This is a genomic window from Janthinobacterium sp. FW305-128 (genome assembly GCF_020858135.1).
Lineage (GTDB): Bacteria > Pseudomonadota > Gammaproteobacteria > Burkholderiales > Burkholderiaceae_D > Janthinobacterium.
Window position 1 is genome coordinate 467,618 of sequence record NZ_JACYMK010000002.1, and the last position, 24,517, is coordinate 492,134.

Annotated in this window: 20 protein-coding genes; 14 read left to right on the forward strand and 6 right to left on the reverse strand. The window is 63.3% G+C overall.

Annotated features, from left to right (window positions below):
- Window positions 1-210 precede the first annotated feature (210 nt).
- The 9 genes from IGS60_RS06975 (at window position 211) to IGS60_RS07015 (ending at window position 10,969) form a co-directional block, all read left to right on the forward strand.
- Complete coding sequence (locus IGS60_RS06975; RefSeq protein WP_230503158.1) at window positions 211-2,427, forward strand: TonB-dependent siderophore receptor; 2,217 nt, start codon at window positions 211-213, stop codon at window positions 2,425-2,427.
- A gap of 97 nt (window positions 2,428-2,524) precedes the next feature.
- Entirely contained in the window at window positions 2,525-3,400 is an 876-nt protein-coding gene (locus IGS60_RS06980; protein WP_230503159.1) for a hypothetical protein, read from the forward strand.
- Between the two features lie 83 nt (window positions 3,401-3,483).
- The gene (locus IGS60_RS06985) at window positions 3,484-4,611 is read left to right on the forward strand and encodes a sensor histidine kinase KdpD (RefSeq protein WP_230503160.1); all 1,128 of its coding nucleotides are present in this window, start codon (window positions 3,484-3,486) and stop codon (window positions 4,609-4,611) included.
- Window positions 4,612-4,786: 175 nt separating this feature from the next.
- Window positions 4,787-6,256, forward strand: coding sequence for a circularly permuted type 2 ATP-grasp protein (locus tag IGS60_RS06990; RefSeq protein WP_230503161.1), 1,470 nt, complete (start codon window positions 4,787-4,789; stop codon window positions 6,254-6,256).
- Window positions 6,250-7,194, forward strand: a complete 945-nt coding sequence (locus IGS60_RS06995; protein WP_230503162.1) for an alpha-E domain-containing protein — start codon at window positions 6,250-6,252, stop codon at window positions 7,192-7,194. The genes IGS60_RS06990 and IGS60_RS06995 overlap by 7 nt, the downstream gene beginning before the upstream one ends.
- A complete protein-coding gene (locus IGS60_RS07000; RefSeq protein WP_230503163.1) occupies window positions 7,194-8,003 on the forward strand; it encodes a transglutaminase family protein in 810 nt (269 codons plus the stop codon). The genes IGS60_RS06995 and IGS60_RS07000 overlap by 1 nt, the downstream gene beginning before the upstream one ends.
- A gap of 91 nt (window positions 8,004-8,094) precedes the next feature.
- Window positions 8,095-8,973: a peptidase gene (locus IGS60_RS07005; protein WP_166448667.1), complete on the forward strand. Its 879-nt coding sequence runs from the start codon at window positions 8,095-8,097 to the stop codon at window positions 8,971-8,973.
- A 108-nt stretch (window positions 8,974-9,081) separates the two neighbouring features.
- Window positions 9,082-10,440, forward strand: a complete 1,359-nt coding sequence (locus IGS60_RS07010; RefSeq protein ID WP_230503164.1) for an alpha/beta hydrolase — start codon at window positions 9,082-9,084, stop codon at window positions 10,438-10,440.
- A gap of 103 nt (window positions 10,441-10,543) precedes the next feature.
- A complete protein-coding gene (locus IGS60_RS07015) occupies window positions 10,544-10,969 on the forward strand; it encodes a Fur family transcriptional regulator (RefSeq protein ID WP_070218730.1) in 426 nt (141 codons plus the stop codon).
- A gap of 13 nt (window positions 10,970-10,982) precedes the next feature.
- Here IGS60_RS07015 and IGS60_RS07020 read toward each other — a convergent pair whose 3' ends face one another.
- From IGS60_RS07020 to zigA, 4 genes are read right to left on the reverse strand one after another with little or no spacing between them, the layout of a single operon-like run.
- Window positions 10,983-11,501 (reverse strand): GNAT family N-acetyltransferase, encoded by a 519-nt coding sequence (locus tag IGS60_RS07020; RefSeq protein WP_230503307.1) that lies wholly within the window; start codon window positions 11,499-11,501, stop codon window positions 10,983-10,985.
- Between the two features lie 44 nt (window positions 11,502-11,545).
- The gene (locus IGS60_RS07025; protein WP_230503309.1) at window positions 11,546-12,334 is read right to left on the reverse strand and encodes a nickel transporter; all 789 of its coding nucleotides are present in this window, start codon (window positions 12,332-12,334) and stop codon (window positions 11,546-11,548) included.
- On the reverse strand, window positions 12,331-13,335 hold the full coding sequence (locus IGS60_RS07030) for a GTP-binding protein (RefSeq protein WP_230503310.1): 1,005 nt from the start codon (window positions 13,333-13,335) through the stop codon (window positions 12,331-12,333). Before IGS60_RS07030 ends, IGS60_RS07025 begins: the two co-directional genes overlap by 4 nt.
- 18 nt (window positions 13,336-13,353) lie before the next feature.
- Window positions 13,354-14,580, reverse strand: a complete 1,227-nt coding sequence (gene zigA / locus IGS60_RS07035; RefSeq protein WP_230503311.1) for a zinc metallochaperone GTPase ZigA — start codon at window positions 14,578-14,580, stop codon at window positions 13,354-13,356.
- A gap of 238 nt (window positions 14,581-14,818) precedes the next feature.
- Here zigA and IGS60_RS07040 point away from each other — a divergent pair, with 238 nt between their 5' ends.
- From IGS60_RS07040 to IGS60_RS07055, 4 genes are all read left to right on the forward strand, one after another.
- Window positions 14,819-15,865, forward strand: coding sequence for a hypothetical protein (locus IGS60_RS07040; RefSeq protein WP_230503312.1), 1,047 nt, complete (start codon window positions 14,819-14,821; stop codon window positions 15,863-15,865).
- A gap of 114 nt (window positions 15,866-15,979) precedes the next feature.
- A complete protein-coding gene (locus tag IGS60_RS07045) occupies window positions 15,980-18,076 on the forward strand; it encodes a bifunctional 2',3'-cyclic-nucleotide 2'-phosphodiesterase/3'-nucleotidase (protein WP_230503313.1) in 2,097 nt (698 codons plus the stop codon).
- Between the two features lie 56 nt (window positions 18,077-18,132).
- A complete protein-coding gene (locus tag IGS60_RS07050; RefSeq protein ID WP_230503314.1) occupies window positions 18,133-18,825 on the forward strand; it encodes a tetratricopeptide repeat protein in 693 nt (230 codons plus the stop codon).
- Between the two features lie 282 nt (window positions 18,826-19,107).
- Window positions 19,108-20,544 carry a catalase gene (locus IGS60_RS07055; protein WP_230503315.1) on the forward strand — a complete coding sequence of 479 codons (1,437 nt, stop codon included), beginning with the start codon at window positions 19,108-19,110 and terminating at the stop codon, window positions 20,542-20,544.
- 86 nt (window positions 20,545-20,630) lie between these two features.
- Here the strand turns inward: IGS60_RS07055 and IGS60_RS07060 are convergent, their stop codons facing one another.
- The gene (locus IGS60_RS07060) at window positions 20,631-20,963 is read right to left on the reverse strand and encodes a hypothetical protein (RefSeq protein WP_139143634.1); all 333 of its coding nucleotides are present in this window, start codon (window positions 20,961-20,963) and stop codon (window positions 20,631-20,633) included.
- Between the two features lie 149 nt (window positions 20,964-21,112).
- Entirely contained in the window at window positions 21,113-22,291 is a 1,179-nt protein-coding gene (locus tag IGS60_RS07065; RefSeq protein WP_230503316.1) for a S1 family peptidase, read from the reverse strand.
- 241 nt (window positions 22,292-22,532) lie between these two features.
- Between IGS60_RS07065 and IGS60_RS07070 the strand changes: the two genes are divergently transcribed.
- On the forward strand, window positions 22,533-24,515 hold the full coding sequence (locus tag IGS60_RS07070; RefSeq protein ID WP_230503317.1) for a serine protein kinase: 1,983 nt from the start codon (window positions 22,533-22,535) through the stop codon (window positions 24,513-24,515).
- The last annotated feature ends 2 nt before the right edge of the window (window positions 24,516-24,517 follow it).

Genomic DNA, 24,517 nt, shown 5'->3' on the forward strand with positions numbered 1-24,517 from the left:
GCGATGGCTTATTTTAGCGAAACTTGACCATAGGCATTAATAAATCCACAAGGTATCGCCTGGCGCGCCTTTTCTCGCCAGATTCCGGCACCCTGGGGTATCGGATGTTGCACAAATGACGACTTTTTCATCGCTTGCTCACACTTTCCCACGCGCCGCACCGCGCTGGAATATAATGATAATCATTCTCATTAATATCCAGATAACTCCATGCGCACCTTCCACCTCGTCCCTACCCCGTTCGCCCTGGCCGCCTTCCTGCTGGCCAGCGCCGCCGCCCACGCGCAAACCAGCACCGCAGCAGCGGCCGGCGACACGCCAACCATGCCCACGGTAGTCGTCAATGCCTCGGCCGACGCGTCGGCGCAAGGACTGTCGAAAGCGTATGCGGGCGGCCAGGTGGCGCGCGGCGGGCGCATGGGCATCCTCGGTGCCGTGGACATGATGGACTCGCCATTCGGCAGCACCAGTTACACGCAGCAATTCATTGCCGACCAGCAAGCGCGCAGCGTGGGCGACTTGCTGCAAAGCGATGGCGCCGTGCGCATGTCTCGCGGTTACGGCAACTTCCAGGAAGTGTATGTGATCCGCGGCTTCGCCCTCGATTCGGACGACGTGGCGTACAACGGCCTGTACGGCGTCCTGCCCCGTCAATATGTCTCGCCGGAATTACTCGAGCGCGTGGAAGTGTTCCGCGGCGCCAGCGCCTTCCTCAACGGCGCGGCGCCGGGCGGCAGCGGCATCGGCGGCGCCATCAACCTGATGCCCAAGCGCGCCGGCAACACGCCGCTGACGGAATTGACCGTGGGCGTGGAATCGGGCGGCCACGCCTACGCGGCCATCGACGTGGCGCGCCGCTTTGGCGAGCAGCAGGAATTCGGCGTGCGCGTGAATGCCGCCAAGCGCCAGGGCGAAACCGGCATCCAGCGCGAAGACCACGACGTGGGCATGTTCTCGGTCGGCCTCGACTACCGGGGCCGCGGCTACCGCCTGTCGGCCGACGCCGGCTACCAGAATTTCGATTTGACGGCGCCCCGGCCCTCCATCAACACGGGCAGCCTGACGGCCTTGCCAGGCGCACCCGATGCGTCGAAGAACTTTGCCCAGCCATGGAGCTATTCGAAGGAGCATGACGTGTTCGGCACGGCACGCGCCGAGGTCGACCTCGCCAAGGATGTCGTGGCCTGGGCCGCGTTCGGCAGCCGCTCGACGAAGGAAGCGAACAGCCTGGCCCAGCCGACGTTGAGCGCGCTCAATGGCGATGCCAGCGTGTACCGCTTCGACAATGCCCGCAAGCAGGAAATCCGCACGGGCGAACTGGGCGTGCGCGGCAAGCTCCATACCGGCGCCGTCCGCCACACCCTGGTGGCCAGCTGGTCCGGGCACTGGAACGAGGCGAAAAATGCGTATGCGATCAGCGACTATGCGGGCTTGCCGACGAATATCTACCATCCGCTGGACGTGGCCATGCCGCCCACCGTGCCCGCGAACTCGGGCGGCGTGATGAGCGACCCGCGCCTGACGCAAAAGACTATCCTCAACAGCTACGCCGTGGCCGATACCATGGCCTTCCTCGACGACCGGCTGCTGCTGACCGTGGGCCTGCGCCGCCAGCAGATCCGCGATGCGGCATATGCCTATGGCACGGCTGTGCAATATTCCAGCTATGACAAGAGCGCCACGACGCCCGTGGCCGGCATCGTCTACAAGGCCGGCAAGAACGTGTCGGTCTACGCCAACTACATCGAGGCGCTGGTCAAGGGGCCCGTGGCCAGCGGCACCTACTTCGATGGCAAGGATAACCAGCTGGTCAGCAACCATGGCGAAGTCTTCTCGCCCTACAAGTCGAAGCAGAAGGAAATCGGCGTCAAATATGACGGCGGCAGGCTGGGCATGAGCGCCGCGCTGTTCTCGACCGCCAAGCCCTTGCCGGCCGTGGTCGGCTCGCGCGCCACCTTGTCGGGCGAACAGCGCAACCAGGGCCTGGAACTGTCCGTCTTCGGCACGCCGATGGCGGGGGTGCGCCTGCTGGGCGGCCTGACCTGGCTCGATACGGAACAGCGCAAGACCGACAAGCCGGCCAACAATGGCAAGAACGCCATCGGCGCGCCAAAAACACAGCTCAGCGTGAGCGGCGAATGGGACTTGCCCGGCGCGCCAGGCTTGAGCCTGAATGCCCGCACCGTCTACACCTCGACGCAGTATGCGGATCTGGCCAACAGCAAACAGTTGCCGTCCTGGACCCGCGTCGACATCGGCGCGCGCTACCTGACGCAGGTGGCGGGCCATGACGTGACCTTGCGCGCCCGCATCGACAACGTGGCCGACCGCAGCTACTGGGCCTCGGCCGTCTCCTCGTTCGACGCGGGCAGCCTCGTGCTCGCAGCGCCGCGCACCTTCGTCGTATCGGGCAGCGTGGCGTTCTAACTTGGCATGTCCCTGCCTCACAAGAAAAGCTGCCTTCTGGCAGTTTTTTTCACGTGTGCGCCTGTGCCGCAAGCCGTGCTTCGGCGACAATGCCCGCATGAAACGACTCCCTGCCCTGCTGCTCTTGCTCTGCATGTCCCTGCCCGCCGCTGCCCAAAAGCAGGCCGCCTGCCCTTACGCCGCCTGGAAAAGTGGCTTCAAGGGCGATGCGCGGGCGCAAGCCACCTGTCTGCTGCGCCCCGTGAAACTGTATGCGCGTCTGGGCGACAGTGCGCCGCTGCCGGCCTTTCTTGCCGCCCACGTCGGCCAGCGCACGGGCATCGCCCCCGTCGCCCTGCGCGCCTGGCTGGCGCAGCAATCGATCAGCGAAGCGGACGCGGGCGGCGCCGTCGATGCACCGCTGTCGCGCGCCGTGGGCCGGCTGGCCGCGCCCATGGCCCGCTATTTCGTCATCCACGACACCAGCTACCCGAATTTTCTCAACGAAACCATTCCCGATCACATCAACGACGCCAACTGGGATTTCAACGACTTCAGCTTGCGCAATCCGGCGCTGGGCGGCGGTCCGAAGGGCCATGTCTACGTGAACCGCCTCGGCGATTCCCTGGCCGTGCGCGACTTTGGCACGGCCGGCTATGCCAGCAAGCTGGAAAAGGACAAGCCGTCGCTGACGGGTCTGTTCCTGCACGTGGAACTGGTGCAGCCGCGCAACTCCGTGCCCGGCGGCGGCAAGGGCAACGATGGCCTGGCGCCCGATCCGGGCTTTACGCCGGCCCAATACGACCGCCTGGCCCTGCTGTATATCGCCGCCAGCGTGCGCAAGGGCACGTGGCTGATTCCCGCCTTCCACGCCGTGCTCGATACGGGCTTTGCGAACGGTCATGACGACCCGCAAAACTTTTCGCTGGAGCAATGGGATGCGGCCCTCAGCCATTTGAGCGCCGTCATGACGGGCGCCCACGCGTCAAATTGAACGCCACCTGCGCGCCGATTTGGAGGATACTTTAGCTCCCGCCTTGCATCGCGCGGATGCCGGGATGTCGATGGGGAGCCGCGATGACCTATGCCTCTGACCAGAAAATGCACGCGCTGGACATGCCCGCCCGCACGCGGCGCATCTTCAGCATGCGCGATGCCGTGCTGACGCAGTGGGAGCACGAGGTGCGCGCCAAGGTACGCGGCGCCGATGCCTTGCTCACGCCCATCCTCATCAACACCTTGCCCGCCTTCTTCGACAACCTGGCCGAAGCGCTCACGCCAGGCTACCCGCGCGACGACGCCACCAGCAACACCAACGCGCCTGCCGTGCATGGCAACGAACGGGCGCGCATGACCAGCTATGGCCCGGAACAGGTAATTCAGGAATACCAGATTTTCCGCGACTGCTTCGCCGCCGCCGCGCTGGAGGCGGGCGTGCCGCTGCGGCGAAAGGACTGGAAGGTGATCAATGCCTCGATCGATACGGGCATCCGCGAAGCCATCCTGGAATTTACCGCCATGCACGAAAGTTTTCAGCGCCGCATCGCCGCCGGGCTGTCGCACGACATGCGCAATCCCCTGTCCGTCATGCTCAACAGTGCACAGCTGCTGCAGCGGCGCGCGCAACAGCCGGACGTGGCGGCGCTGGCGCTGAAAATCATCGAGCACGGCAAGCGCCTCGACGACATGATCCAGGAATTGCTCGATACGCTCAGCTACCACCGGGGACAAAAGCTGCCCCTCGTCCTGCGGCGCCTCGACGTACTGCCGCTGGCACGGCAGGTTGCCGACAGCGTCAATATCGGCCATCCGGGCAAATGCGTGGTCAGCGGCACCTCCGTGACGGGCTGGTGGTGCGAAAATTCGCTGCGCCGTGCCCTGGAAAACCTCGTCGTCAATGCCGTCAAGTATGGCGACGACGGTCCCATCCATATTCATATCGACAGTTTGCGCGAACGCATGATCTTGAGCGTGCACAACACAGGCAGCAATATCGCGCAAGACCAGACGCAGCGCATCTTCGAATACCTGCGCCGCGAGCACGAAGGCAACGCGCCCGGCTGGGGCATCGGCCTGCCCTTCGTGCAAAACGTGGCGGAAAGCCACGGCGGCAGCGCGCTGGTCGACAGTGCGCCGGAAACGGGCACCACGTTTACCATCGACCTGCCGATCGATTGCCGGCCCTTCGTCACGCCAGGCGCCTGACCTCACCTGCCCTGCGCCCTATCTGCCGGCAAAATCGCTGCCGTAGCGCACCAAAGCGGTGCGGATGACGGTTTTACGCCACAAAAGTGGTCATTTTTTACATACTTTCGGGTGTGCGCCATTGGCACGCTTCCTGCTGAGCTATAGTCAGACACGGCTCAAGGGAAATCACAACATGGCAAATTTTTTCAATGAAATGACTGCAAATGACGTGGGGACGGACAGCAAGGTACGTGAACACTATCGTGAATTCAACAACTGGCTGGCACAGCAATCGCCCGAGACCATCGCCCGCAAGCGGGCCGAAGCCGACCTGACGTTCCGCCGCGTCGGCATCACGTTTGCCGTCTACGGCGACGATGCCGGCACGGAACGCCTGATTCCGTTCGATACCATCCCCCGCATCATCCCCGCCGCCGAATGGGCGCAGATGCAGACGGGCCTGGTGCAGCGCGTGCAAGCCTTGAACATGTTCATCCATGATATCTATCATGAGCAAAACATCATCAAGGCGGGCATCATTCCCGCCGAGCAAATCTACAAGAATGCCCAGTACCGCCCGGAAATGCAGGGCATTGCCGTCGCTTCCGACATCTATGCGCACATCGCCGGCGTCGACATCGTGCGCGCGGGCCAGGGCGAATTCTATGTACTGGAAGACAATCTGCGGGTGCCGTCCGGCGTATCCTACATGCTGGAAGACCGCAAGATGATGATGCGGCTGTTCCCGGAACTGTTCGCGCGCAACCGCATCGCGCCCGTCGACCATTACCCGGACATGCTGCTCGACAACCTGCGCTCCGTCGCGCCCATGGGCGTCGATGACCCGACGGTCGTCGTCATGACGCCCGGCATGTACAACTCCGCCTACTTCGAGCACGCTTTCCTGGCCCAGCAGATGGGCGTGGAACTGGTCGAAGGCAAGGATTTGTTTGTCAACGACAATTCCGTCTACATGCGCACCACGCGCGGGCCCAAGCGCGTCGACGTCATCTACCGCAGGGTCGACGACGATTTCCTCGACCCGCTGGCCTTCCGCTCCGATTCCTCGCTGGGCGTGCCGGGCCTGCTGTCCGTCTACCGCGCCGGGCGTGTGACGTTGGCGAACGCCATCGGCACGGGCGTGGCCGACGACAAGTCGATCTACCCGTTCGTGCCCGACATGATCAAGTTCTACCTGTCGCAGGAACCGATCCTCAACAACGTGCCGACGTACCAGTGTCGCAAGGCGGCCGACCTGTCCTACGTGCTGGCGAATTTGCCGAAACTGGTGGTCAAGGAAGTGCATGGCGCGGGCGGCTACGGCATGCTGGTGGGGCCGGCGTCGAGCCTGGCGCAGATCGAGGATTTCCGCCAGCGCCTGCTGGCCAATCCGGACGGCTACATCGCCCAGCCGACCTTGGCCCTGTCCGCCTGCCCCACGTATGTCGAGGCCGGCATCGCGCCGCGCCACATCGATTTGCGTCCGTTCGTGCTGTCCGGCAAGACGATTTCCATGGTACCGGGCGGCTTGACCCGCGTGGCGCTGGGCGAAGGCTCGCTGGTGGTCAATTCTTCGCAGGGAGGCGGCACCAAGGATACCTGGGTACTGGAAGCCACATTATCAGAAGAAAAAGCAGCTTTTGCAGGAGAGAAAACATGCTGAGCCGCACTGCCGATCATTTGTTCTGGATGGCCCGCTACACGGAGCGGGCGGAAAATACGGCGCGCATGCTCGACGTCAACATGCAAACGTCCATGCTGCCCCAGTCCGAGCAGGACGCGGAGCAAGGCTGGCGCGCCACCTTGGGCATTTCCGAGCTGCAAAGCGCGTACGACCACCAATATGGCCGCTTCCATACGCGCGACGTGCTCGACTTCATGGTGCGCGACCCGAACAACCCCTCGTCCATCCTGGCCTGCCTGACGGATGCGCGCGAAAACGCCCGCGCCGTGCGGGGGACGTTGACGACGGAAGTGTGGGAAATCCAGAACGCCACCTGGCTCGACATGCAGAAGCGCCTGAAAAGCAATCTGCTGGAAACGGACCCCAGCGCCTTCTTCGAATGGGTCAAATACCGCTCGCATCTGTCGCGCGGCGTGACCCTGGGCACCATGCTCAAGGACGAAGCCATCCACTTCATTCGCCTGGGCACTTTTCTCGAGCGGGCCGACAACACGGCGCGCATCCTCGACGTGAAGTTCCACGGCGCGCGCGACACCTCCAAGGACATCACCCAGCGCGACTTTTACTACTGGGCGGCCCTGCTGCGCTCGGTGTCCGGCTTTGAAATCTACCGCAAGGTGTACCGCGACGTGATCACCCCGGAACGGGTGGCGCAATTGCTGATGCTGCGCGGCGACATGCCCAGGTCGCTCCTTGCCTGCATGGATGACGTGGTGGAAAATCTGAAACATATCCGCAACGACGTGTCGGCCGATACGGAGCGGTTCGCCGGCAAGCTGCATGCGGAACTGAAATTCGGCCATATCGACGACATCATGAAGGCGGGCTTGCACCATACCCTGACGGAGTTTCTGGAAAACATCTATGAGCTGGGCAACCGGGTCAGCCGCGACTTCCTCGTTCCCTTGGCGGCCTGATGCAGCTCACCATCCGCCACGCTACCCACTACGCCTACAGTGCGCCGCTGGCCTACACCATCCAGCAGCTGCACCTGACGCCGCGTATCGAACCCCAGCAGCGGGCCCTGTCCTGGCAAATCACGACGCCGGGCCAGTGCCACGCCTATACGGATGCCTACGGCAATTTGTCGCACATGCTGACCATTAACGGCAGCCATCAGTCGCTGAGCCTGGTCGCCCAGGGCGTGGTGGAAACCATCTACCCGCACAAGGGGCGGCTGAACCTGGTCGATACCCTCTCGCCGCTGTTGTTTACCATGCCGACGCCGCTGACGCAGGCCAACCCTGCCATCGTGGAGCTGGCGGCCGCCAGCCTGCCAGACCGCCGCGTGACGGCCGGCACGGGCGATTTGCTGCGCCTGGCCGAGCACATCGTCGGCAAGGTGGCCTATGAAAGTGGCGCCACCATGGTCACCACCACGGCCGGCGACGCCCTGGCACTGGGGCGCGGCGTGTGCCAGGACCACGCCCATCTGTTCCTCGCCTGCTGCCACGCCTGGGGTATCCCGGCCCGTTATGTGTCCGGCTACATCGACCCAGGCACGACGGGCCACGCGGCCAGCCACGCCTGGGTCGACGCCTGGACGGAAGACACGGATTTCGCAGGCTGGGTCAGCATCGACGTGACCCACGCGCGGCTGATGACGGATGCGTATTGCCGCCTGGCCATCGGGCGCGACTACGATTCGGCCGCGCCCGTGCGCGGCGTGCGCCAGGGCGGCGGCACGGAAACGCTGCACGTGGATGTACAGATCGTGCCCGTGTAAATGGGCAGGAATGAGGCTGGCCGGGGCTTGCGGCGGAGACTCAAGCCCCGGCTGATGTAGAATGCTCTCCCTTTGGATTTGATTTACGACGATGACTTATTGCATAGGCATGCGCCTGAACGAAGGCCTGGTCTTCCTGTCCGACTCCCGCACCAACGCCGGCGTGGACCAGGTGGGCACCTTCCGCAAGATGAGCGTGTTCGAGAACCCGGGCGACCGCATGCTGGTCCTGATGACTGCCGGCAACCTGTCGATCTCGCAGGCGATCCGCCAGATCGTCTCCGAACACGTCGATGCGGACGGACGCAGCATCTGGAACGTGGCCAGCATGTACGACGCGGCGCGCATCGTGGGCGAAGCCGTGCGCACCGTGCACCTGCGCGAAGCGAAGGCCCTGGCCGACTGCGGCATCGATTTCAACGTCAGCATCATTGTGGGCGGCCAGATAGGCGCCGAGCGCTGCCGGCTGTTCCAGGTGTATTCGGCCGGCAATTTCATCGAATCGCACGATGAAAACACGTATTTCCAGATCGGCGAAGCCAAATACGGCAAGCCCATCATCGACCGGGTCATCAATCCGCATACGCGCCTGGACGAAGCGGCCAAGTGTGCGCTGATCTCCATGGATTCCACCCTGCGCTCGAACATTTCCGTCGGCTTGCCGCTCGATCTGCTCGTCTACGAGACGGGCAGCCTGGCCGTCACGCGCTTCGTCACCATCGATGAAAAGAACCAGTATTTCCGCATGATCCGCGACACCTGGGGCGAGCAATTGAAACATGTGTTCGAAGGCATCGTCGATCCCGTGTGGAACGCGGCGCCCGAGACCACGACGAACGTGCTGTCGTCCGCCAACATGCACAGCAAGCCCGTGCGCGTGGCCATCCCCGAGCATGTGAGCCGCGGCGGCCTGACGGTGGCCCCTCTGCAATCCTTGGCGCAGCAGTTCAGCGACGACAAGCAGCATTGACCTGCCGCGCACCGCGTGCGCGCGGTGCTGGACAAGTCGCTTTCCGCGTGCTTTTATGGCAATATGAGTTGATGTTTAATTCATACTGATCAGAGAGGCAGGTAGCGCATGGACTTGATTACTTCCGCCGTCGTGGCGGCCATCGAACATGGCGCGCCCGGCCACGCCCCGGAAGCCGTCGCCAGCCACTATCAGCGCCTGAAGCTGGCCATCGCCAAGTTCGACAGCGCCGCCGCCATCCTGGCCGCCATCGCCGCGCTGGAGGCCGAAGCCGCCAATACCCAGCTGCAACTGGCCCTGTCTGCCGCCCTCTCCGCGGCGAAAGTACCCGATGACATGGAAACCCTGTTCGCCGCGCAAGGCTTGCTCGATGCGCTGCGTCCGCCCGTAGCCCTGCCGCCGGCAGCGCCTGCGGCGCCTGCGACGCAAACGGCGCCCGCCCCGGCCGACAAAAGCGCCGTCGTGTCGAACTACGCGGTGGTCAAAGTGTATTTCGCCACGGACCGCCAGCGCGACGTGGGCAAGCCGCCGGCCCAGCGCTTCAGCGGCGAACGCAACGTCATGGGAGGCAATGGCCCGCTCAACTATGGCAGCTGCGACATCAGCATCCCGCGCGACCACCGCATGGGCCAGCTGGAATCGCCGTCGCTGTGGCGCCTGGAATTTCGCGACGACCCGGCCAAGCATGTGGTGGTGCTGTCGGCCGATGTGCAGGACCGCGACAACTTCTTTGCCGCACTGAAAACCCAGATCCGCGCGTCGGCCGGCAAGAGCGCCTTTATCTTCGTGCACGGCTACAACGTGAGTTTCGAGGATGCGGCGCGGCGCACGGGACAAATGGCCTACGACCTCGGTTTCGACGGCGCGCCCGTGTTCTACAGCTGGCCGTCGCGCGGTGAAGTGGCCAGCTACACCATCGATGAAAACAATATCGAATGGAGCACGCCCCACATCACGGCCTTCCTGGGCGACTTTCTCGCCAGCACGGAGGCGGCGCAAGTCTATCTGGTAGGCCACAGCATGGGCAGCCGGGGCCTGGCGCGCGCCGTGGCCGACTTGCTGGCCGCGCAACCGCAGCTGGCGCAAAAGATCACGGAAATCATCCTGTCCGCGCCCGACATCGACGCCGCCATCTTCAAACAGGATATCGCGCCCAAACTGGCCGGCGCGCGCAACCCCGTCACTTTATATGCCTCTTCGCAAGACCTGGCGCTGGCCGCCTCGAAAGCCGTGCACGGCTACGCGCGGGCAGGCGACAGCGGCGCCGGCATGCTGATCGTGGCGGGCGTGGAAACCATCGACGCCACCGGGGTCGACACGAGCTTCATGAAGCACTCCTACTTTGCGGAAAAACGCTCGGCCCTGTCCGACATGTTTTATCTGATACGCAACCATGCGCGCGCCGACCAGCGCTTTCTCGAGCCCGTCGATACGGCCGCCGGCCGCTATTGGACGTTCAAACCATGACGCCGTTCCATCCGGTGCGGCACGCATGCTAAGATACGGCCCATAGGGTGGCAACGGGCACGGCGATGACGCCGCCAGCCGATCCCCCGCAAGCAGGCTTATCATGTTGACATCATCTTCTACACCGCACGCCGAATCGCTGATCCGCAACACCAACGCCCGCGTCACCAAGACGCGCGTGAAGGTGCTCGACTTTTTAATGGCGCAAAGCCGTTCGCTGACCCACCATGAAATCCAGCAAGCGCTGTCGCAGGACAGCGATATCGATTCCGTCACCCTGTACCGGGTGCTGGAATGGCTGACGGAAAATGAACTGGTGCACCGCATCGCGGGCGCCGACCAGGTGTGGCGCTTCAGCGCCGGTGCCGGCCACCAGGCGCACGAGCACGCGCACTTTCAGTGCACCAAATGCGCGAACGTCACCTGCTTCAACGAAGTCAAGCTGCCGCCGCCCGTGCTCTTGCCGGAAGGTTTCAGCGGCGGCGAAGTCGATTACCTGATCAAGGGCCTGTGCCCGCGCTGCAAGTAAGACTCTTCTGACATCACTTGAGCAGCAAGGCCAGGTGATGCTCGTCATAAAACAGGTCGCCCACGCGCATCGAGCGCGGCTCCGTGCCATACGCGATAAATCCCAGGGATTCATACAGGCGCAGGGCGGCATTGTTTTCCGCATTCACGCTCAAGTGCACTTGCATGATGGCAGGGTCCGTCTCGGCCTGTTCGATGCAGGCGTTCACCAGACGCCGCGCCACGCCCTTGCCGCGCTGCGCCACATCGACGAACACGCCCCATAGCACGGCCTTGTGCGACAACTGGCGCAGCGATTCGCGCCGCAAGCCGGCAAAACCGACGAGACGATCGCCATCGAAGGCGCCAAAGCCGCGCTGCAGGGTGCCGCCGGCGATGCGCTGCACGTGTTCTTCCGGCGTGCGCGCCAGCTCATCCTCGCGTGACGCCGAAAACGAGCTGGGCGAATCGAGGATGGCGCGCAGGCGCAGCGCGCAAAAGGCGGTGGTGTCGGCTGGCGTGAGCAGGCGGATGACGATATCGGGTGCGGGCATGGGAAGACTCGGCAGTTTTTTTCCATTATACCCACGCCCTTCCCTTACACACGCACGCGGCGCAAGCCCAGCAAGGTCCAGCCGTACAGGGCCGCCATCAGCAGCAGCATGGCCGCGCCCAGCGCCGCCGTCCAGCTTTCCGGCAGCGACCAGGCCGGATCGAGCTTGCCGGCAGCCATGTAAGCGGCCATCGCCACGCAGATGGCGACGATGGGCCAGCCCAGGCGGCGGCGGAACGCCCGCACGACATCAAGCTTGCCGGTGCGCATGACCTTTGCCGTGACCCAGCCATCGAAGGTATCCGTCACGCCCATGCCGACGGCAAACACCGTCCCCGTCAGCAAGGCCGGCCCCATGCCGCCCAGCGCCACGGCCGCATAGCCCCAGGCTGCCGCCTGCAGGGCCGTATCGAACACCAGCGCGAACAGCATGCCGACGAGGATGGCGCCCAGCGGCCCGGACGCGCGCCGCAGCCAGCCTGGCAGCAGCCGGCCGCGCACCTCGGCCAGTTGCGCGCCGGCCAGCAAGCTGCGCGCATTCAGGGCGGCTATCACCAGCAGCAAGACGATGGGCAGCCATTCCAGCCAGCCGAACACGCTTTCCGAAGGAGCGAATTGCCTGGATGCCAGGGCGGCAACGGCCACGATGGCCAGCACGCAGACGCCATGGCCGAGCGCAAACAGCGCCCCCATCCACGGCGTCCAGCGCGGGTGGGCCGCCTGGCTGCGCAAGGTGAGGCCATCGACGGCGGCCAGGTGGTCCGGTTCCAGGCCATGCCGCATGCCAAGCAGAAAGATCAGCGCCAGGGCGGGCAAGCCCGCTTCCACGCTCATGCGGCCACCCCGACGGGACTATCCGCCTTGACCACGCAGCGGTCCAGGCCCCGGATCAGCATCTCCTGCGGCAAGTCGCGGCCGATAAAAATGATCTTGCTGGCGCGCGGCTCATCGTCGCGCCACGGTGCGCCCAATTCCGAGCCCATCAGCATGTGCACGCCCTGGAACACGGCGCGGCATGGCAAGTCAGCAACATACAAAATGCCCTTGTAGCGCATCAGCTGGGCGCCGAACAGCTGCACCACGGCATCGAGAAAGTTTTCCACCTGGAGCAGATCGAGGGGCTGGGCCTGGTGGTACACGAACGATTGCACGCCGTCCCCATGGCGGTGGCCCAGTTCGCCGAGGAAATCCGGCTCCAGTTCGACGATGGCGTTCAGGTTGAAACCGCGAATGTTCAGGATGTCGCGCAAGGGCACATTGCCAAAGCGCACTTTCTGTATGCTGGCGCGGCCATTGATGGCGGCCAGGCGCTGGCGCAGCGCGGCCAGTTCATCCTTGCCGACCAGGTCTGTCTTCGACAGCAGGATGCGGTCGGCAAAGCCCACTTGCTCCTGCGCTTCCTTGTGGGCCGTCAATTGCTGCTGCGCATGGCGCGCATCGACCACCGTCAACATGGCGTCCAGCATATAGCACTCGCTGACGGTTGGCTCCGCAAAGAAGGTTTGCGCCACGGGGCCCGGCGCGGCCAGGCCCGTCGTTTCGATGATCACGTGATCAAACGTGATGCTTCCCGCCGCGCGCCTGGCGTGCAATTCGCCCAGGATGCGGATCAGGTCGCCCCGCACGCTGCAGCAGATGCAGCCATTGTTCATTTCCACGATCTGCTCGTCGCTGTCCTGCACCAGCAAGCCATGGTCGATGCTTTCGGCGGCGAACTCGTTTTCGATCACGGCAATGCGCACGCCGTGATCGCCCTGCAATATGCGCTTGAGCAAGGTGGTTTTCCCGCTGCCGAGAAAACCCGTGATGATGGTGACGGGGATCAGTTCTGTCATAGTGTGTTCCTGTTCAAGTTAGTCTTCGAGTTCTTCCATCCGTTGCCATTGGGGAAACGGGTCGGGCAGCTGGCGCCAGGCGGCCATGCCCTGGCGCGTTTCCGTATGGTTAAGTTGACACTTCTTCAAGTCCGCCTCGATGGCGGCCTGGTCCATGTCCTGGCCGATGAAGACGAGTTCCTGGTAGCGGTCGCCGTAAGTTTCGCTCCAGCCCGCCTTGACTTCCGCCAGCGATGCAGCATCCGTGGGCCAGCGCTCCTTCGGTACGGACGCCCACCACAGTCCCACGGGCTCGATATTCATCAGCTTGCCCGCGCCGGACAGGCTGGCCACCCATTCGGGGCGGCTGGCCAGCCAGAAATATCCCTTGCTGCGCACCACGCCCGGTATCGGCTGCGAGATGAAATCGTGCAGGCGCTGCGCGTGGAACGGTTCCTTCGCCCGGTAGACGAAGCTGCCGATGCCGTAGGCTTCCGTCTCCGGCGTGTGGCTGCCGGCCAACTCCTGGGCCCAGCCCGGCATGGCGGCCGCCTGCTCCAGGTCGAACAAGTGCGTGCCCAGGATGGCGTCGAGCGGCACGATGGACTGGTTGGTTTCGATGATGCGCGCGCCGGGATTGAGGGCTTTTAAAATGGCCAGCACGCGCCGGCGCTCTTCCGCCGCCACCATGTCGACCTTGTTGAGGACGATGACGTTGGCAAACTCGATCTGTTCCGTCAGCAGGTTGGCCAGCTGGCGGTCGTCGCCCTCGCCCGCGATCTCGCCGCGCTGCTCCAGGCTGTCTTCGCTGTGAAAATCCGCCAGCAGGTTGGCGCAGTCGACGACGGTGACCATGCAGTCGATGCGGGCCACGTCGTTCAGGCTGTCGCCGTGCTCGTCCTCGAAGTCGAAGGTGGCGGCCACGGGCATCGGTTCGCCCACGCCCGTCGATTCGATCAACAGGTAATCGAAGCGGTCTTCGGCAGCCAGGCGCCGCACTTCCAGCAACAGATCGTCGCGCAGGGTGCAGCAGATGCAGCCGTTTGACATTTCCACGAGTTTTTCTTCCGTGCGCGACAGCGCCGCGCCGGCCGCTTCGGCACTATCCTTGACCAACGAAGCGTCGATATTGACTTCGCTCATGTCGTTGACGATGACGGCCACGCGCTTGCCTTCGCGATTGCGCAGTATGTGGTTGAGCAAGGTGGTCTTGCCGGCGCCGAGAAAGCCGGACAGGACGGTGACGGGGAGTTTGCGCTGGGGCATGGGGAATCCTTCGAATTGGTGGGTGCGTGATGGCGGAAGCAAATGCAGTTCAATTGCATTTGCGAATTATAATGCAACTTACTTGCATTTAGCATGCTAATCATCACCTGCCATCCTGAACACGCCGCGCAGTCCAGGCCACCTCCTCAAGGTGCTATAGTGGAATCGCACCGGCTCTGCTATCGAAGCAAGCGCCTGGCGACTGAACGGCTAAATTCTCACAGTGCCCAAGGAATCGATGATCTTACGCAGCCATACAACGTTTTTTGCATTAGTTATTTTGATGATGGGCAGTGCGATTGCCGCGGAAATAAAGCACCCGATCAAGCACTATATTTACTTCAATCACCGTGAACCGCACGGGGAAAACATCCGCGCGGATAAGGCATTAAGCGATCCGCGCTTCAGCGGTGCTCAAATCGTGTACACCTGGCGCAGCCTGGAGCCGGAACAGGACCGTTACGATTTTGCGCCGATCCGCCACGACATCGCCTATCTCGACTCGATCGGGAAAAAGCTGTGGATACAATTGCAGGAAAAATCCTTCACGCCGCGCCACAATGTGCCGGCCTACTTGCTCAGCGATCCTCGCTACCAGGGCGGCATCATCAAGCAGAGCATGCTTTCCGCACCGGAACGCGACCCGCATAAAGCGGTCACCGATGATGAATATGGCTGGTCGCCAAAAATGTGGGAAGCGCCGGTACGCGAGCGTTATCAACGCTTGATCCAGGCGCTGGGCAAGGAATTTGACGGGAAAATCGAGGGCATCAATTTCAGCGAAAGCTCGATCGACATTGGCGTGGAAGACGGCAAGGGAAATACGACGTTCCCCGATGATTTCAAGCCGCAACACTATGTCGATGCCATCAAGGACAACATGCAGGTACTGGCCGCGGCTTTTCCCCACACCACCACCATGGTGTATCTGAATTTCCTGCCCGGTGAATGGCTGCCGTGGACCGACAAGGGCTATATGCGCGGCCTGTTTGCGCAAGCGCAAGCGCTGCGGATGGGCGTCGGCGGTCCTGACCTGATGCCGTATCGGAAAAGCCATATGGGCCAGAGTTACGGCTTTATCAAGGACTATCCGGCGAACCTGGTCAAGGGCATGGCCGTACAGGACGGCAACCTGCGCCAAATCAATCCCCGTACCGGGAAAAAGAATTCAGTCGAAGACTTGCTCGACTTTGCCCGCAATTACCTGGACCTCGACTATATTTTCTGGGTGGAAGACGAGCCTTACTTCAGCAATGAAGTGCTGAAAAAACTGCCGGCACATTGACAGGCAGGCGCGCCATCGCGCGCAGCGCTGCATCCATGCGCCTTGCACGGCTGTCATCGTCGCGTCATATGGCGGCGTTACAGTCGCGTCCTTTGAATCTTTCCGAGGGCGGTAATGAAAACAAATTGGGTCATGCTGGCGGCGCTGGCAAGTGCGGGTCTCGTCGGTTGCAACGGCAGTTCGAGTACGGCGCCAGCCATTCCCGAGGGCACGACGGTCACCGTGGCATTGCTGGAAACGACCGATATCCACTCGAACGTGTTGAGCTACAACTATTACGCGCTGGCCGAAGACACGAGCCTGGGCCTGGAGCGCACGTCGACCCTGATCCAGGCGGCGCGCGCGGAAAACCCGAACAACGTCTTGCTCGACGATGGCGACGTCATCCAGGGCACCTTGCTGGCCGACCTGCAGGCCGTTGCCGCGCCCGTGCCGTGCAGCGGCACGCTGGCCGTGCACAAGGCCATGAACGCGCTGAAATACGACGCGGGCGGCATGGGCAACCATGAATTCAACTATGGCTTGCCCTACCTGAGCCAGATCACCAACACGGATTTCGGCATCCCCGGCGTGGCCAAGCCGACGGGCACTTGCGGCGCGCCCGCCTTCCCTTCCGTGCTGAGCAATGTCGTCGGCGTGAGCAGCGGCAAGCCCATCTTCCAGCCCTACGCCCTGCTGCCCCGCGATTTCGCCGCCACGGCGCCCGACGGCAGCAAGCTGACCGTGAAAATCAATGTGGGCGTGCTGAGCTTTGTGCCGCCGCAAATCCTCGAATGGGACCAGAAAGTGCTCGCCGGCAAAGTCAGCGTGACGGGCGTGCAGGAAGCGGCCAAGCAATATGTGCCGGAATTGCGCAACAAGGGAGCCGACCTCGTCGTGGCCCTGTCCCATGGCGGCCTGGACACCAGCACCTACAGCCCGAAGATGGAAAACGGCAGCTATCACTTGACCAGCACGGGCATCGACGCCCTGATGATCGGCCACTCGCACTTGATCTTCCCGAAAGGCAAAGAGACGGGCGCGGCCGCGCTGGACGCTTCGTTTGCCGCCTTCCCCGCCAGCGCGAAGATCGACGCCGTCAACGGCTTTGTGAACGGCGTGCCCACCGTCATGGCGCAAAGCTGGGGCCGCCGTCTGGGCATCATCAAGCTGACGATGGTCTATCAGGGCGGCAAGTGGGTGGTGCAGCCGGCCAAGACGACGGTGGAATCGCGCGGCTTCAAGTACACGGATGGCACGACCCTCGTGAAAGCCGACCCGGCCATCGCCCCGCTGGTAGCCACCGAGCATGCGGCCACCATCGCCTACGCCAAGCAGCCGCTGGGCATCAGCACGGATTTCGAGATGTCCGCCTATTTCGCGCTGGTGGGCGACGTGAGCGCCATCCAGCTGGTGAACCAGGCACAGCTCGATTATGTGAAAAACTTCATCGCCACCAGCACGGATGCGACCTTGTCCAGCTACAAGAACATCCCCGTCATCTCGTGCAGCGCGCCATTCAAGGCGGGCCGCAACGGGCCGTCGGACTTCACGGACGTGGCCGCGGGCGCGACGCCGGCCGCGCCAATCGGTTTGCAGGTGCGCAATCCGGGCGACCTGTATTTATATAGCAATAACAACTTGCAAGCCGTGAAGATCAAGGGCGCGGACTTGAAGGCGTGGCTGGAAACGTCGGCCAAGCAATTCGCGCAGATCGATCCGAGCGCCACGGCGGAGCAGGACCTGGTGCCGTCGTATGGCACGATTTACAACTACGACGTGTTCTACGCGGAAAACAATGCCCTCACGTACCAGATCGACGTGACGAAAAAGGTCGGCAGCCGTATCGTCAACCTCACGTACAAGGGCGCGCCGGTCGCCGATGGCGATGATTTCATCGTCGCCACCAACGATTACCGCGCCGGCGGCGGCGGTGCCGTGCCGGGCATCGATGGCAGCAAGACCATCATCAAGTCGCCCGATGCGAACCAGGCCGTGGTCAGCAACTACCTGGCGTCGCTCAGCACCAAGGGCGGCAAGGTGACGCTGGCGGCCAATGGCAGCGCGCGCAGCTGGAGCTTCGTCAAGACGGCCACGGCCGGCCCCGTGATCCTGCGCTCGGCGCCGGGCCACCTGGCGCTGGCGCAAGGCAGCGGCATCGCCAGCGTGGCGGCCGAAGGCGGGCTCGATGCCAGCGGTTTCGCCAAGTACCGCATCGACCTGAGCAAATAAGGTCCATGGGCCGGGACTGCGTCAGTTCCGGCCTGTTTTGATGAAAGTTCATCCAGATGAAACACGCCCTCTCCCTTCCCGCCGTCGTGCTGGCTACCGTCCTGGCCGCCTGCCAGTCGTCGCCACCACCCACGGCGGCGGAAATCGAAGCCGTGGCCATGCTCGCGCGCCAGGCGGGCGACCACCAGGCCGAACGCAAGGTACGCAGCTGGGCCGGCAAGGACATGCCCGTCGCCGAACGCGAACTGGCGCTGATTTACCAGCCACGCCCTGAGCGCCGCGCCGAGGCGCTGAGTCTGTTCGAACAGGCGGCCCGCGCCGGCGACACGGAAGCGGCGTTCGAGCTGGGCCAGATGTTGCGCGCGGCCACGCCGGCCCAAGCCTGGCTGTGGTACCGGCAAGCGGCGCAGCAAGGCCATGCGAAGGCGGCTCTGATGCTGGGCCTGCTGGCGGCGAATGGCGAAGGCGTGCCGCAAGATCCCGTCATAGCGGCGCACTGGCTGGCCAAGTCCAGCGAACTGGGCAATCCACACGCCATGTTCCTGCTGTACAACGCCTACCGCGAAGGCCGCGGCGTGCCGCGCGACTTGGCCAAGGGCCGTGAGTTGCTGGAGGAAGCGGCCCACCACGACTATCCGCCCGCCATCCAGGAACTGGCCATGACGCTGCAGGCCGACGACGCCCTGCGCGCGGGCCACCTGATGAAGGAAGCGACGGAGCACCGGCATAACAACTGGAACAAGTTTTAAGAACTGGGCAAAAGGCCAGTGGCGTGATCGTCGCCTGCCTTTATATACTGGCAACTTGCAAGCGTGCGGGAGCGGCAGCGATGGAGCGCTTATGATGCAAGTACGCCGGCTGAGCTTGCTCGGACGGCGTGGCAAGCCATCCCGTACCAAAAAGTTTACACTGGTTTGCATTTTAGAAATTTTACTCTGGACCAGCCCCGGTGAGTGTGCATTCAGCCCAGCCAGTGTTTGAGTAGCGCCGGTGCGTCCATTGCTCTGCCTAGCCATGAAAGAAAGAGTCCAATGAAAAAGCTGACCACCGCCTTTGGCGCGCCTGTCGTCGACAACCAGAACATCCAGACGGCCGGCCCACGCGGCCCCGCCCTGTTGCAAGATGTCTGGTTCCTGGAAAAGCTGGCCCACTTCGACCGTGAAGTGATTCCCGAGCGCCGCATGCATGCCAAGGGATCGGGCGCGCACGGCACGTTTACCGTCACGCACGACATCACGCGCTACACGCGGGCCAAGATTTTTGGCGCAGTGGGCAAGCAAACGCCGATGTTTGCGCGCTTTTCCACGGTGGCCGGCGAACGGGGTGCGGCCGATGCGGAACGCGATATCCGCGGCTTCGCCCTGAAGTTTTATACGGAAGAAGGTAACTGGGACCTGGTCGGCAACAACACGCCCGTGTTTTTCATGCGCGACCCATTGAAATTTCCCGATCTGAACCACGCCATCAAGCGCGACCCGCGCACGGGCTTGCGCAGCGCTAACAGCAACTGGGATTTCTGGACTTCGCTGCCCGAAGCGCTGCATCAGGTGACGGTGGTGATGAGCGACCGTGGCTTGCCGCGCAGTTTCCGCCACATGCATGGCTTCGGCAGCCATACCTTCAGCTTCCTGAATGCGCAAAACGAGCGATTCTGGGTCAAGTTCACCTTTAAAACCCAGCAAGGCATACAAAACCTGACCGACGCGCAAGCCGAGGAACTGGTCGGCAAGGACCGCGAAAGCTCGCACCGCGACCTGTATGAAAGCATCGAAAACAAGGATTTCCCGCGCTGGACCCTGTACGTGCAGATCATGCCGGAGAAAGAGGCAGGCACGTATCACCTGAACCCGTTCGACCTGTCGAAAGTGTGGCCGCACGGCGACTATCCGCTGATCGAAGTGGGTGTGCTGGAACTGAACCGCAATGCCGACAACCATTTTGCCGAAGTGGAACAGGCGGCCTTCAACCCGGCCAACGTGGTGCCCGGCATCAGCTTTTCGCCGGACAAGATGCTGCAAGGCCGGCTGTTCTCGTATGGCGACGCGCAGCGCTACCGCCTCGGCGTCAACCATAGCCATATCCCCGTCAATGCGCCGAAATGCCCGTTCCACAGCTACCACCGCGACGGCCAGATGCGCGTCGACGGCAACCAGGGAGGAACGTTGGGCTATGAGCCGAACAGCGAGCAGGAATGGGCCGAGCAGCCGGACTTCCGCGAACCGCCATTGAGCATCGAGGGCGCGGCCGACCACTGGAACCACAGGGTCGACGAGGATTACTATTCGCAGCCGCGCGCCCTGTTCCGCCTGATGACGGCGGCGCAGCAGCAAGCCTTGTTCGACAACACGGCGCGCGCCATCTCGGGCGCCTCGGAGCAAGTCAAGCAACGCCACATCGGCAATTGCACGCTGTGCGACCCCGCCTATGGCGCGGGCGTGGCCGAAGCGATCAGCCGCCTGAGCAAGTAGGGCCGGCTGAAAGGAACCCGGAAGGCCTGGCAACAGGCCTTCCGCCGCAACGATCCGCGGCCAGGCGGCCAGACCTGCCTGCCTGCCTACCAGCGCTGGATATCGATCTGGCCAGTGATGCTCGTTTCCACCGGATAGCCCTCGACCTGCGACGGCACGCGCCGCTTGACGGACGAGTCGCGCAAATACACGACGAGCGCGTCCTTGCCCACGGCCGTGTGTCCCACGCTGACGCCTTCCACGCCGTCGATGGCCATCAGCGCCCGCTCGTTGCGCCGCTTTGCCGCTTCCAATCGGCCGTGGGGCGCGGCCGGGGTGTACTGCCCCATGCCCTGTCCAGGAATTTCATCCGGTAAGTACGGCATGGCAGCGTCTTCGAAGACGGCATATGGCGATGGTACGAATTTACTGTTTGACATGACAACCCTCCTGAGGCATTCCATGATACACCCGGCCATCCGGCGCTGCAGCGCCGTTCGCCGGGCACAACCATGCATGGCTGCGGCCTCTCATACAATCATCATCGTGCAAAAAGCAGCGTTATGCAAGGCGGCACCTGGCAGCGTGCTCAGGTGTACAAATTGATGTCGAGCGCCGCCACCACGCGCCGCATCTGGTTGGCAAACGTGATGTTGTTGCCGCCCGCAAACAGCAGGCCGACGGGATTGCGCTGCTGGTTCCAGGTCCAGATGGACGAACCCGAATCGCCGCCCGCGCTGAACGCCCCGCTCACGCCCGTGATGGCGATCTGGTCCTGGAACAGCGCGATCCTGCCGCCGCCGTAATTGACGTTGATGGTGGCGCCCAGGCCCGTGATGCGGCCCTGCGTCAATTGCGTCGTGCGGCCGGACTTGCCGACCATCATGCCCAACGCGGGGGCCACCAGCGCATTGCTGATACGGAAGTAGGCGGGCACGCCGCCGCTCAGGTAGACCAGTTCGGGCCGCACGCGGTCAGGCCAGGCCCAGCCGGTGGCGCAATCGACGTAATTGACGCCGCCGCTGAAATTGATGGGCACGAAACGCTCGAGCACGGCCACCTGGTCTTGCGGACAACGTCCCCCGTCGATGGGACCAGGCTGCACGATGCAATCGTTGAACACGCCACCGTTGGAATTGGCCAGCACGTGATTATTGCTCAGGATCATCAAGCGGCCGCTGCGCGGCGCGCTGCGCCCCACGGCCAGGCAGCCGATGGTGCCGGCCGTGATGCGGAAATGCCCGACCGACACGCCGCCCGGCGCCGGGCGCAAGCGGAAACGGTGCGGTTGCGCATCGATCACGCCCGTGACGACGATGTTGACGGGCACCTTGTCGCTGGCCACGGCGCGCACGCCCATGGCCCCCACGATGGCGGCCTTGGCGCGGTCGACGGAGGTGGGTTCGGCCACGTACAGGGTCAGGGCCGGCAAGCCCGGCTCGCCGGACGAGCTGTCGCTGGCGCCCTCGCCCAGGCCGATGGACACGCCCTGGATATTGCCGCCGTCGCTGAAGGCATCGGCCGCGCGCACGCCGCCCGCCTGCGAAATGCTTTGGCGCATGCCGTCTTCGATGCTGCGCTTGATTTCCAGCAATTCCATGCTGACGCCGCTCAGGGCGTCGGGTACCTCCGAGACGGACGCGCTCTCGATCGTATGGTCGTCTTCGCCGGGGGCGGCAAACTGGCCGACGGCCTCTTCATCGTCCGCGCTTTGTCCCCTGCCGCTGCCGCCAGGCGGGGCGCTGAAACCATTCTCGTTACCTATCATTATGTTCTCCTCGTGGGTCGTCGCAAGACCAGTGTGGACGTGCCGCGCAGGCCAGTATTGATCTGGATTGAACCGCGCTGACGCATGGCTGCCTTGTCTCAATGGGCGCAGCGAGGATAAAAATAGTTCCCTCGTCAAGGTTGAGCGAGATCAGTCGTGCGGGCAGAGGCAGCGTCGTATACTTGACTGGCAGGCTGGAACTGGGCCTGCACACGGCAGCAACGGTATGGATGGGGAAATAATGACGATTCCTGGTAGGCCACACCAATCCGATGACGACGTGCCTGCGGGCGAGCAAGGCCAGCATGCGGGTTTTGTGCACGGCATGGCGGCCTGGGCGGAAAAACACCGCATCAGTCCGTGGCGTGGCAGTTTTGCCGACTTCATCGAGCAAATCCTGCCCGGCCGCGCGGGCCTGCTGACGCGCAGCGCGCACCAGTATCTGTGGGACATGATGCGCTGGAACGGCCAGACCGACGACAGCGGGCGCTTCCGCTGCCGCCTGTTCGACGACGAGCTGTTCGGCATCGACGAGGCGATCGACCGGGTCGCCGCCTACTTCAAGGCCGCCGCCGCCGGCTCCGAAGTGGGCCGGCGCATGCTGTTGCTGCTGGGCCCGCCATCGGGCGGCAAGTCCACCATGGTGATCCTGCTCAAGCGGGGGCTGGAAGAATACAGCCACAGCAGTGAAGGCGCGCTATATGGCATCGCCGGCTGTCCCGTGCACGAATCGCCGCTGCATCTGGTGCCGCACAGCATGCGCGCCGACTTTCGCGCCAGCTATGATGCCGAACTGCACGGCGAACTGTGTCCCCATTGCCGCGCCCGCCTGGAAGAACAGTACGGCGGCGACTTCCTGCGCATGCCCGTCGAACGCATCCACCTGTCCGAGGCGGGCCGCTGCGGCATCGGCACATATGCACCGCACGATCCCACCACGGCCGACCTGGCCGACCTCGTGGGTTCCGTCGACCTGTCGAAAGTGGCGCAGTACGGCGACGAAGGCGATCCGCGCGCCTGGTCCTGGTCGGGCGCCGTGTATGCGGCCAGCCGCGGCATGCTGGAAATGATCGAAATCCTCAAGGTCAAGCGCGAATTTCTCTACCTGCTGCTGACCCTGACGCAGGAAAAGAATGTCAAGGTATCGCGCTTCCCCTTGATTTACCTCGATGAAACCATCGTCGCGCACACGAATCTGGCGGAATTTCGCAAGTTCATGCAAGAAAGCGAAAACGAGGCCCTGCTCGACCGCATGGTCATCGTGCAAGTGCCGTACACGCTCAATTACCGCGAAGAAGCGCGCATTTACCGCAAGTTGATCCAGGCGGCAGCGCCCGCCTTCCGCGACGTGCACCTCGATCCGCACGTGCTGCATGCGGCGGCCGTGTTCGCCATCCTGAGCCGCTTGCCCGAGGGCGACGACAAGGAAGCGGAACTGGTCAAGAAACTGCGCGTGTACGCCGACGAAGACGTCGACGACTTGCAGCATGCCGACATCCGCCGCCTGCGCGAACGCGACAAGGCGCCCGACGAAGGCTTGGCGGGCGTGTCGCCCCGTTTCGTCATCAATGCCCTGTCGCACGCCATCATTTCCGCCCAGCGCAACAGCCTGTCCACCATGGACGTGCTGCTGGCCCTGAAAGACGGCATCGAAAGCGATGCGCGCATCGAACCGCGGCGCAAGCGCAAGTGGGTCGATTACCTGGTGCTCACGCGCAAGGACTTTTATAACCGCTGGGTCAAGGCCGACGTGCACAAGGCCCTGTTCGTGTCGTTCGAGCAAGAGGCGCAAGACTTGCTGAACAAATATCTCGATGAAGTCGAAGCCATGCTCGACAACCGCCAGATCCGCGACCCCATCACCAGCGAAGAACGCCGTCCCGACGAACGCTTCCTGCGCGCCGTGGAAGAAAAAATCCACATCAGCGACTCGGGCAAGCAGTCGTTCCGCCAAGAAGTGGTGCGCAAGGCCATGAGCGCCTTTAAGCGGGGCGAGGCGTTCGGCCTGGGCAGCCATGCGCAACTGCACGACGCCATCCAGCAATATCTGTTCGAGCAGCGGCGCGACGTGCTGCGCCTGGTGGGTTCAGCCAAGCGCCCCGATGACGACGTGCGGGCCAGGATTTCCGCCGTCGAGCAGCGCCTGGTCGACGAATACGGCTACGACGCCCACAGCGCGCGCGAAGCGCTCAACTATGTGACCACCTTGCTGGCGCAGGAATAGCC